This window comes from Lishizhenia sp. (assembly GCF_057456495.1).
This window is the reverse complement of sequence record NZ_JBVCPV010000106.1, coordinates 1-10489: the sequence shown is the minus strand read 5'-3', so window position 1 is coordinate 10489 and position 10489 is coordinate 1. Positions and strand designations below refer to the sequence as shown.

12 protein-coding genes are annotated in these 10489 nt (G+C 35.0%); 1 reads left to right on the top strand and 11 read right to left on the bottom strand.

Translation table 11 applies throughout. The features are described 5' to 3' along the window. The 11 genes from AC22ZQ_RS08865 to AC22ZQ_RS08815 all read right to left on the bottom strand — a co-directional run. The coding region (locus tag AC22ZQ_RS08865; RefSeq protein WP_318958424.1) for a hypothetical protein at positions 1 to 275 on the bottom strand (275 nt) is incomplete at its 3' end. A 3-nt stretch (positions 276 to 278) separates the two neighbouring features. Continuing rightward, the gene (locus AC22ZQ_RS08860) at positions 279 to 869 is read right to left on the bottom strand and encodes an RNA polymerase sigma factor (RefSeq protein ID WP_318958423.1); all 591 of its coding nucleotides are present in this window, start codon (positions 867 to 869) and stop codon (positions 279 to 281) included. Next, positions 866 to 1966 carry a hypothetical protein gene (locus AC22ZQ_RS08855; RefSeq protein ID WP_318958422.1) on the bottom strand — a complete coding sequence of 367 codons (1101 nt, stop codon included), beginning with the start codon at positions 1964 to 1966 and terminating at the stop codon, positions 866 to 868. Before AC22ZQ_RS08855 ends, AC22ZQ_RS08860 begins: the two co-directional genes overlap by 4 nt. A 316-nt stretch (positions 1967 to 2282) precedes the next feature. Beyond that, the gene (locus tag AC22ZQ_RS08850; RefSeq protein WP_318958421.1) at positions 2283 to 2957 is read right to left on the bottom strand and encodes a response regulator transcription factor; all 675 of its coding nucleotides are present in this window, start codon (positions 2955 to 2957) and stop codon (positions 2283 to 2285) included. Between the two features lie 57 nt (positions 2958 to 3014). Further along, positions 3015 to 3488, bottom strand: a complete 474-nt coding sequence (locus AC22ZQ_RS08845; protein ID WP_318958420.1) for a hypothetical protein — start codon at positions 3486 to 3488, stop codon at positions 3015 to 3017. 2 nt (positions 3489 to 3490) lie between these two features. Then, entirely contained in the window at positions 3491 to 4279 is a 789-nt protein-coding gene (locus tag AC22ZQ_RS08840) for a DUF4249 family protein (protein ID WP_318958419.1), read from the bottom strand. Further along, the gene (locus tag AC22ZQ_RS08835) at positions 4280 to 6616 is read right to left on the bottom strand and encodes a TonB-dependent receptor (protein ID WP_318958418.1); all 2337 of its coding nucleotides are present in this window, start codon (positions 6614 to 6616) and stop codon (positions 4280 to 4282) included. Positions 6617 to 6707: 91 nt separating this feature from the next. Beyond that, positions 6708 to 7469: a tRNA pseudouridine(38-40) synthase TruA gene (gene truA / locus AC22ZQ_RS08830; RefSeq protein WP_318958417.1), complete on the bottom strand. Its 762-nt coding sequence runs from the start codon at positions 7467 to 7469 to the stop codon at positions 6708 to 6710. 36 nt (positions 7470 to 7505) lie between these two features. Then, positions 7506 to 8198 carry a Crp/Fnr family transcriptional regulator gene (locus AC22ZQ_RS08825; RefSeq protein ID WP_090247440.1) on the bottom strand — a complete coding sequence of 231 codons (693 nt, stop codon included), beginning with the start codon at positions 8196 to 8198 and terminating at the stop codon, positions 7506 to 7508. A 117-nt stretch (positions 8199 to 8315) separates the two neighbouring features. Then, positions 8316 to 9116 carry an aldo/keto reductase gene (locus AC22ZQ_RS08820; RefSeq protein ID WP_318958416.1) on the bottom strand — a complete coding sequence of 267 codons (801 nt, stop codon included), beginning with the start codon at positions 9114 to 9116 and terminating at the stop codon, positions 8316 to 8318. Then, the gene (locus AC22ZQ_RS08815; protein ID WP_318958415.1) at positions 9106 to 9681 is read right to left on the bottom strand and encodes a hypothetical protein; all 576 of its coding nucleotides are present in this window, start codon (positions 9679 to 9681) and stop codon (positions 9106 to 9108) included. The genes AC22ZQ_RS08820 and AC22ZQ_RS08815 overlap by 11 nt, the downstream gene beginning before the upstream one ends. A 149-nt stretch (positions 9682 to 9830) precedes the next feature. On the opposite strand from AC22ZQ_RS08815, the gene AC22ZQ_RS08810 reads away from it, so the two are divergent. Further along, positions 9831 to 10487, top strand: coding sequence for a transglutaminase-like domain-containing protein (locus tag AC22ZQ_RS08810; RefSeq protein WP_318958414.1), 657 nt, complete (start codon positions 9831 to 9833; stop codon positions 10485 to 10487). Positions 10488 to 10489: the final 2 nt, after the last annotated feature.

The window sequence follows — 10489 nt, the reverse complement described above, 5'->3', positions numbered from 1 at the left end:
TGTAAAATAGGCTGAGCGTAGAAAGCTTTATTGTTCTTCCAAAGCGTTAATCCTCCTTTTCCGTGTTTCTTTTCAAACAAATCATCCAACTTTGCCTTAACCGATTCCAATTTCTCAAGACGTTCTGATTTATCTATCTCCATTTGCTGAAAGAACAATTTAAGCGAGATAAAATCATCCTTAGATATTCCTTCTTTCTCTAACAAACGCAACTCATCACCACTTAAGTCGCGGTAATTTTTATGCTTGATGATATGATCTAATTCTTCTTTCATTCTTTACCTCCTATTTTTAGGATCAAATTCCTTCATCCTCTCTGCTACCTTTTTGTGGGCATGAAACAATCTAGATTTAACCGTTCCTTCATTTATCAAAAGTACTTCTGCAATTTCCTTAATGCTCATCTCTTGCAAATGCCTCAATTGGAAAACCTCGCTGTGTTTCACATCCAGATCTTCGATAACACCCTCTAATTTTTCTTCAAAATTTTGCCAATGTAAAATTTCCAGACTACCTCTACTCTCATCGAGAATTCCATAGTCGTCTTCTAATCCATTTTGAGTATTGGAACGAACCTGCATCTTTTTGTATTCATTTTTCACCATGTTATTGGCCACTGAATACAACCATGTTTTAAAGACTCTTTCCGGATCAAAGGATTCTGGTTTCTGGATTAATTTGGCAAATAAATCGTGTACAAAATCTTCTGCTTTCTCTTTGTCTTTTTTAAGTTTTTGTTGAAAAAAGTAATGCATAGCAGCAGCATATCGTTCGTATAAATGATCAAAGGCAACCTTTTTCCCTTTGGACATCCATACAACGAGCTCCTCATCACTCAATGCACTAAAATCTCTTTTAAACAATCTCATTTTTCAGAATCCAGCAACGTATTCAATTGATCTTCTCTATTTATTCCTTTAAGTATTACCTTAACTTGTTCCTTATAATTCTTCTTCAGCTCTTCATTCTTTTCAGCCTCATATAGAAATTTTAATAAAGGAATATAATTAGCACTCAAGCTTTGCGCCAATCTACTCTCCTTCTTTAAGATGACCTTATCAAGAGAATTCCATATTTTTTGATTGACTTTGTAACTCACCTCTTCGTTAAACCTGTATGTCAACCCCTTAGTGGCTAGCTTTTCATTGAGTGATGATAGATAATCTTTCGGTAAGGTCATGGCTACGTGTATCTTTTTATCACTATTTAAGTTTAAAAACATGTTCACGTAAACAGTATTGATGAATTGCCCTTCTGGTAGTACATAATCTTTCTCTCTCAAACTTTGTCTATATGTATCACTCGTTAAAAAATCAATATTTATGATTTCAACATCTAGCCCTAATTCTTCGTTAGCGATTAGTAATGGATAAGTATCTCTTTCTCCATGCGTAAGTAACACACCATTTTCTACAGACTTTAAAACATCTTTGGCATAGTCAATTAAACTCCTGTCATAAACTTCCTTCTGTTTCAACAACTTTAAGTAGGTTTGAGCTTTCAGCTCATTATTCATGATGTAATAATACCCGAGCATCTCTTCCCACACCTCTGAATTACCTGGAGATAAAAAAGCTGCTTTTTCCAAATAATCGAATTTGTCAGTATCGTAATTACCCGCCAAATAACTGTAAAAGTTATACTCAAATGTAGACTTACCCGTCAGCGCCATCACCGCTAACTGTTTATCTAAAACTTCGCGTTCTTTTTGATCAAAACTCTTTTTTGAAGTTTGCGTTTGCAACAATTTATATTGGAGGCTAAATTCACTTTTAGCACTTTCAAACGCTTGGTTTAAACGATTGTTATCGAAAAATTCAGTCGTTTCATCTTGAACCGGTTCAACTTCCTTTTTCTCTACCTGATTAGATATCGTATTCTTATTTTTATACTCCAACTCATTCTGCTGTGAAAAGCTGAAAAAGTAGACGTTAAAAATGGACAATATGTAAATTATCTTCCTCATCACACCTAAAAGTACAACTCTGCATCAAAAGGGTTCAAAAATTTATTTATAAATTGTTGTTAGGTGTATGTACAGCGAAAGAGAATTCAGAAAATTAAGACTTGAGGAGCGATTGGAACTCCTGAAAAATGCCGGCGATTATGTTGGCGTAAGGTCAACACCTAGTCATAGAGTATATCTTTTTATATACAATGGATATTACGTTGAACTTTGGCAAATCATCAGTTTAAACCATGTCCAATGGATAGAAGTTCAAAGCAATAAACAAATACTCAGTGAATATATTAAGGACCTTGATTTAAGTGATTTGTGGTGATTAACTATCCGAGGCAAACAAGAATTTATTCGGACTCACCAAATCAGATTTCACAGCGTACATAACGATACCCGCCGTATTTTTCACCCCCAATTTGGCCATAATATTCTTGCGATGTGTATTGATTGTATGCGTACTTAAATGAAGCATTTCTGCAATCTGAGCATTGGTGAAACCTTCTGCTATTTTCACGATAATTTCTAATTCCCTTTCTGATAAAATAACAGGCTCACATGAAAAGTTTTCTAGGTTAATATCCTCAACATCGATATTTGCCTTTTGAATCGTTTCAAGAATCTGTCCACAAAAGAATTGATTCCCTATTCCTGTTTCTTGTACAGAGTTGATAATTTCTGTGATATCACAATCTTTTTTGATGTGCGACATTACTCCCGAACGCAAAGCATGTACAACCGTTTGCGCACTTTGATCGGGTGTTATTGCAACAAATCTCAAGTTCTTTTTTTCTCCCAAAAGCTGAGGGATAATATCTATAGAAAATTTTGGAGATGTGTAATCAATAAGAATTACATCAATGTCAAATGCCTTTACACGCTCTAACAATTCCTCATTCGACGAAGCCTCTGCCACAACTTGGATTCCAACGGTTGAAGCCAGGACAGTTTGTAAGCCTACACGAATCAAATCATTGTTATCTGCGATTAAAACATTCATGCTGCAAATATAAACACTTCACTAATTTATTAAGAATAAATCTAAATTAAAATACTACTAGTTTTCCACCAGTTGTTTTAGACTACTTTCTTTTACAGGAAGTGGCCATTGCCCGCGTAATTGTTTAAGGTTATCAACCAAAGCGTCATATATTAATAACTCCTTGGCATTGTTTTGTGTTGATAATTCCTGGAAAGGAATTTGGCGTATTTTACCTTCTTCCTCCACGGTGATTTGCATACGTGTGAAAAAATCCACTTCCAACTCAGCACCTAATTCTTTTAAAAATTTCACAGATGCATCGATAGAACATCCACTAGGAGGCGTGATACTTTCATCCACAACAACTGCTACGAAATAAGGATTAACTATGGCTGCAGTGGCCCACAACTGTTTTCCATGTGCAGCCCACTCTTTGGTAAATGCTTTCAATTTTTCATCAACATAATTTACCTCTGTAGCACTTAATGCTCTATTGGTTTGATACAACCAAACTCTACTATTTTCAGGAAAATCCTTAAACTGATCCATTTCTATTCTTCAATTACTACGCTCAAAGTATCTCTTCCCCATGCGGCAAAATAACCCAGAGCATTGTTGTTCCAATTTGTTGTCGGATTAGTTGGAGCTGCTGAATTACCACCTAAAACACTAATTAATTCTGTGTAATAATCGTAGGTAACTCTATCCAAACTACGCAACTCTACAAAGATAGTATCTCCTACCGCATATCGGTCGGCAAAGAATGGTATTTGGAAGACATTTCCATTTACAAATTCATCATCAAACAAAAAGATTTCATCCTCATTATCATTTACAGTATCACTAGAAACTCTAATGGCTCTCCAATAATTTGCTTCATCAATTGGATCTGTTAAAGACATGCTCAATACATAACCTGAATCTCCAAAAATACTTTGAGGAATAAACTGATAGGGTAAAGAGTCTAAAGGTGTAACATCATTTAAAAATGAATTTGCCGAATAAGTAACTCCATCGAGTTGAACCTCTAAATTGTAGTCTCCATTGTATTGCGGAGTATAATTGAATAAATCATACCTTCCATTTCCTGCATTATTCAAAACTGTAGGCACTCCTTGTGGGTCTGTAATTGTAACACTTGCATTGGCAATTTTCTCAGAATCTTCGTTTGAAAAGTAATTAGAAGTATAACTCAATTTAGCCACTACACTGTCACCAGACGCATAGTAATTACTCTCAATAACAACCTGTGGGGCTGCCTCATTTAAATTTACATCTATAACTTTCTGACAAGAAGCAAAGACCAACACTAAACTTCCTAAGGCTATTAATCTTTTCATCTATTTAAATTTAAAATTGTAAGTAATTGCTGGAACTATTTTAAACAAAGTTGTTTGAACTGCTTCTGTAGCACCTGTATCTTCATTCTCTCTAAAAGTAATGGCATAAGCGTTCTCTCTGTTATATACATTGTACACCGAGAAATTAAGGTTGTGATCAAACTTTGGTCTTTCCTTAAAGTACCAAGTTAGCCCTAAATCTAAACGGTGATAATTCGGCATACGGTAGGAATTTCTTTCTTCATAATACCCCACTGTATATCCTTCAATTTCGTATTTGGCATACGGAAATGTAACCGCATCTCCTGTATAGTATACAAAGCTTCCACTTAACGCCAATTTATCATTCACCTTATACATCATCACTACAGAAATGTCGTGAATTCTGTCTTGACGAGCAGAGAATTTCTCTCCATTATTAATGTCGTCAAACTGTCTCAAAGAACGAGAAAGAGTATAACTCAACCATCCAGTGAATTTCCCTTTTACTTTTTTCAATTGAAATTCAACTCCATAGGCCTGACCATCTCCGTAAACTAATTCACCTTCTACCAATTCATTAAAAATTAAACTTGCCCCTGGTCTGTAATCAATTTGATTTTGCATGGCTTTGTAATACGTCTCAACAGAAGTTTGGAACATGTTTTTTCTAAAGTTGTGGTAATAACCTACAGCAATCTGGTCTGCAATTTGAGGTTTCACATTGTTTGAAGAGGGTACATACACATCTGTCGGCGCACTTGTAGTTGCATTACTCAACTGATGGATGTATTGATAGTTTCTATTAAACCCTAGTTTGATAGAATTTACTTCCGTTAGAATAAAACTTGCAGAAAAACGTGGTTCTAAACCTTGGTGGTAAGCCATCGATTCACCATTATTATATTCAGTTTGCTGCACCAAGTCTCCTATTTCATCAAATTCATAAGCAGTTCCTGAACCAATTAGGTTAAAGCCCGAATAACGTAAACCATACATTAAAGACCAGCGATTCCCTATTTTCTGTTCATTTTGTACATACAACCCAAACTCTAAAGCTTTTCGTGGGTCAAGCTCAATTTCATTGAACCCAAAATCATCCGTAGAAGCTTCTAAACGACCCGGACTGAAAGTGTGATGCATAGCGTTTAAACCAAACATCATTGTATTGTTTTTATTGATAAAATAAGAAAAGTCTTGTTTCAAATTGTAATCCTGGATAGATGAAACTACACCAAAACTCTCATCTCCTTGACCAATAGTAAACTGATAATTGAAATTTGAAAAAACTAAAGAGGTATTCGAGAATAACTTATCATTAACGATGTGATTCCACCTTACTGTTCCTGTTGTATTTCCCCAATCAAAACCAAATTCATCAGAGAAAGCAAACACATCCTTTCCAAAATAACCGGAAATGAATACTCTATTTTTATCGTTGATTTTATAATTTGCTTTGGCATTTAAATCATAGAAGAATAAAGAAGTTGAATTGATTTGAGGGTCATTGGATAGTTTTAGAAATAAATCCAAATAACTTCTTCTTCCCGAAACAATGAATGAACCTTTCTCTTTTACGATGGGAGCTTCTAGGGTTAGTCGAGATGAAATTAACCCCAGTCCACCACTAGCTTGAAACTTTTTGTTATTACCATCTCGCATTACCACATCCATCACAGAAGAGGCTCTACCTCCATATTTTGCGGGTATTCCGGCTTTGTACAATGAGACATCTTTAATGGCATCTGAGTTAAACACAGAGAAAAAACCTAGTAAGTGAGAGGCATTATATACGGTAGACTCATCGAGTAAAATCAGGTTTTGATCTGTACCTCCACCTCTTACATAAAACCCTGCATTTCCTTCTCCAGCACCTTTTACACCAGGAGTTAATTGAAGGGTTTTCATAACATCTTTTTCTCCAAAAAGAACCGGTAATGTTTCTATATCTTTCGGATCTAAGGTGGTAACATTCATTTGCGCCCCCGTAACATTATCATTATCTCTTTTGGCTTGAATCTCAACCTCCTCTAAATCTTGAACATCTGAAGGAACATTCAATTGAATATTTAAGGTAAGGTTAGAATCAAGGTCAACAGCTTTGGCAATAGGGTCATACCCTTGGGCTCTATAAATAAGAGTATAGCTCCCCTTTGGTAAACTCAACGAATAAAATCCGTAAACATTTGTTGTTGCTCCAGTATTTTCAAGCTCTTTTACAATTACGCTTGCACCAAAAATATCTTCCCCATTGGTGGCATCAGTAATACTACCAGAAACTGTAACATTTTGAGCTATAGAAAAACTTGATAACCAACCGATGCATACAAGTAAAAATAAAGCCTTGCTTTTTATCATCTCTTGTTTTTTTTATAAAGCTACTTCTTATTTCCCTGAATGGAATAACAGGAAGTGATGAAAGGATACAATCAATTATAAATCGATTGATTTACAATTTTATTTGCTCCCAATCATATTCTATCTTCCACAAATATAGTCCATCTGCAGGAGCTGATATTTTCGCCTCCCCCCTATCTTTCGCATTCAAAATCAAGGGAATATCTTCAGGAGTAATCTTCCCCAAACCGACATCCAGAAGAGTCCCAACAGTTGCCCTTACCATATTTCGTAAGAATCTATCTGCACTAATTTCGAATACCAACATTCCATTTTCTTCTCTAAACCAATGGGCTTTACGAACGTCGCAAATGTTTGTTTTTACATCGGTGTGTAATTTAGACAAAGAAGTAAAATCTTTTCTGCCTAACAAATGCACGGCAGCTTTGTTCATGGCTTCTATATCTAATTCTTTGGGGAAGTAGGTTGAGGTATGAACTTCAAAAGGATTTTTTTCTTGACGAATAAAGTATCTATAGGTTCTGTTGGTTGCTCCAAAACGCGCATGCGCTTCTTCCTTTACAGGAAAAATAGTATGTATGGCGATAGAAGGTGGTAGCATTTTATTGAGCTTATATTTAAGCTGTTCCATGTCTTTAAAATGCTGGGGTAAATCGGCATGAAAAATATAATGATGCGCATGTACCCCGGTGTCTGTTCTTCCACAGCCCACAACTTTCACATGCCTTTTGCTATTTAATTTTGAGAGCGCTTGCTCAAGAGTTTCCTGTACACTGATTTGTTTGGGCTGAACTTGCCATCCATAATAAGGTGTACCGTTGTAGGAAATTTCAAAAAAAAACCTTTGCATCATGGATGCAAAGGTAATAAGTTGTTGAGAATATATTTCTTATTTCAAATCAGAAAGATCTCTAATTAGAAGTGATTTTCTTTCTAAGTGAATTTTATCCTCGTTTTTCAATTCATTTAATAAGGTAGTTACCTTCTGTCTTGATATTGCTGTAATGCTCGCAATCTCCTGATGCGTTAATTTATGTTTTACCAAGATTTCGTGTCCAACAGGTTTTCCTAAATCTGCTGCTAACTCTTTAATGAAATCGACTAATCTGGTTCTGGCATCTTTGAACATTAAAGATTCCATTCTTTTCTCTGTACGTTTCAAACGTTTGGTAACTTGTTTCATTACTTTTTCATTTAAAACAGGGTGCTCTTTCAATAACATTTGCATGTTGTCTTGAGAGATAGTACAAACGATAGAATCTTCGTCCATTGCCATGGCAAAGTCTTCTCTTTTAGAAGAAGGATTTTTCTCTAGTAAACTCAATTCTCCAAACATTTCTCCTTCATAGATAATTGCTTTGATATTTTCTTTACCATTTGAAGAGTGCTTTCCAAGCTTAATCCTACCACTGGCTAAAAAATAAATATCTCCTGATGAATCATCTGGGAAGAAAACATATTCTCCTTTATTCAATTTCCTAGTCGAAGTAAGCTGCTCAATTTTCTTTTTATCCTCAAACGAAATTCCCTCAAACAAGTTGATTGAATCTATATGCCATAATTTTGTTAATTCTGTTGTCATCGCTACTTCTTTTAATTCTTATCGTTACTTAGACGACTAAATCTAAATTTCCTTACAAAAATACAATTTATTTACCAAGGTAACAACTTCACGGGTAAATTGTTCTATTAACAAATGTTAAAAATCGAAGGTCAAAGGATCTGGTCCTGTGCGTAAATCCTTATTTAGAGCGGAGACTGCAATCACCTCATCATCAGTTAGATTAAAATCAAATATTGACGAATTTTCTAAAATTCTTTCCTGTTTGCTCGATTTTGGTATCACCCCTACTCCTTTTTGAGTAAAAAATCTCAAAATTACTTGGTAAGGACTTTTTTCATATTTTCTTCCTATTTCTTTTAACACCTCAACCTCACCAATTGTTCCATTCATTAACGGACGCCAAGCTTGGGCCAGTATTCCATGCTCTTTGCAATATACTTGCATTTCGTCTTGCTGAAACTGCATATGCATTTCTACTTGGTTTAAGAAAGGATAAACATCAAACTCTTGTTTTACTTTTTCTAGATGTTCAATATTAAAATTGCACACCCCTACTTTTCTGATGACACCCTCCTCCTGAAAACGCAACATCTGTTCAAAGGACTTTTCCCATTTGTTAACCACAGGCCAATGAATTAAGTATGCATCTAAGAATTCTGTCTGGAGCTTTTTTAAACTGCGCATCAAAGCTTTTTCTACATTCCCTTCGCGCATTTCATCTGTCCATATTTTGGTAACTACGTTATAGTTATCCCTATCCACAGTAGAGTTTTTAAGCGCATTTCCTATCTCCTCTTCATTCCCATAAAAAGACGCTGTGTCAATTAATGTAATTTCATTTTCCAAAGCAAACTCAACGGCTTTGGTACATTCATCACCCAATAATTTATACGTCCCCAAACCAAACAAGGGGAATTGTTTCAAGCTATTCATCATATTTAATTTCGTCTGTTTTTTCTTTTTTCAATAAGAAGAAATAAAGTAAAGTGGGGAATAACATTACTGCGTAAGCTACTTTATCGAACATGGAAATATCATTAAGAATGTAATCCATTCCTAACAAATAGAACATCAATAAAAAATGAAGTATTAATGCTCCAAAATAGAATAAAGCATAGATAGCTTTCTTACGATACAGGAATACTAAACCACAGAATAATCCAACCCAGATAAAAATATCTAAAAACTGAAATTGTTTGAAATTTTCTAAAAAGATTTCCCCTTTATCAAATCCTAACTCTTCTCCCCTTTTAATTACAATATCTTCTACACTGATTTGTTTACTTTTTTGAATCAAATCATTTAAGGCAATGGCTACATAACTAATAGCAGCCCAACAAAAAAACACGAAAAACCCCAATACATTAATAAAAAAAATGATACGTGTAAATAGATCTGGTTTTTGCTTTCCGAAAATGCCGAGGCGTATTTTACTTAAGAAAGTAAGCGTATCCTTAGGCGATACGGTATTGAGTTTTTGTGTGTCTATTTTTAGGGCCATCTATATGCTCAAAATTAAAAGGTGTTCTCAATTGAAGTGAAAGCTAAATGTATTAAAAAAGAAAAGGTAATCTAGGATATGTATCTTACTTTTTAGAAGCAGAATCAAAAGCAGAAGTCTTCTATATTTGTAGCAACCAAGTTTAATTTATGCAGGAATATTTAGCATCCACTCCTTTTTTAGATTTTGAAAATGAAGCGCTTCAAAATTTTATAGCTCCCCTACGTTCATTATCAAGCGATAAAGAAAAAGCGGTACAGTTGTATTATAAGGTTAGAGATGCTTTTTTGTACGACCCCTACCACCTAGACCTTACCCCTGAGGCGCTAAAGGCAAGTCAAATTTTAACAAAAAAAAGAGCTTGGTGTGTTGAAAAATGTATTGTTATGGCTGCGGGTGCCCGTGCACTTGGAATACCTACTAAACTTGGTTACGCAAATGTGATCAATCACATTGGGGTTGAAAAACTCATGCATTATTTAAGACATGAGGAGATTGCTTTCCACGGATTTGTTGAACTTTACATAGAAGGGAAATGGGTAAAATGTAGTCCCACCTTTGATACAAGAGTATGTAGAATAGCCAAAGTTGAACCTTTGGATTTTGACGGTGAAAAGGATGCTTTACTGCAAGCTTTTATTGGAGAGGAACAATTTATGGAGTACACTAAGTTCCATGGAACGTTTGCCGATGTACCTTTATTATTGATGAACCAAGAGATGTACAACTACTATCCTCACCTTTTCAAAACGGTCTACAATGAAAAAGGATTTTCTTTTAAGCATTTGCCTATGGGGGAGTTTTAAAC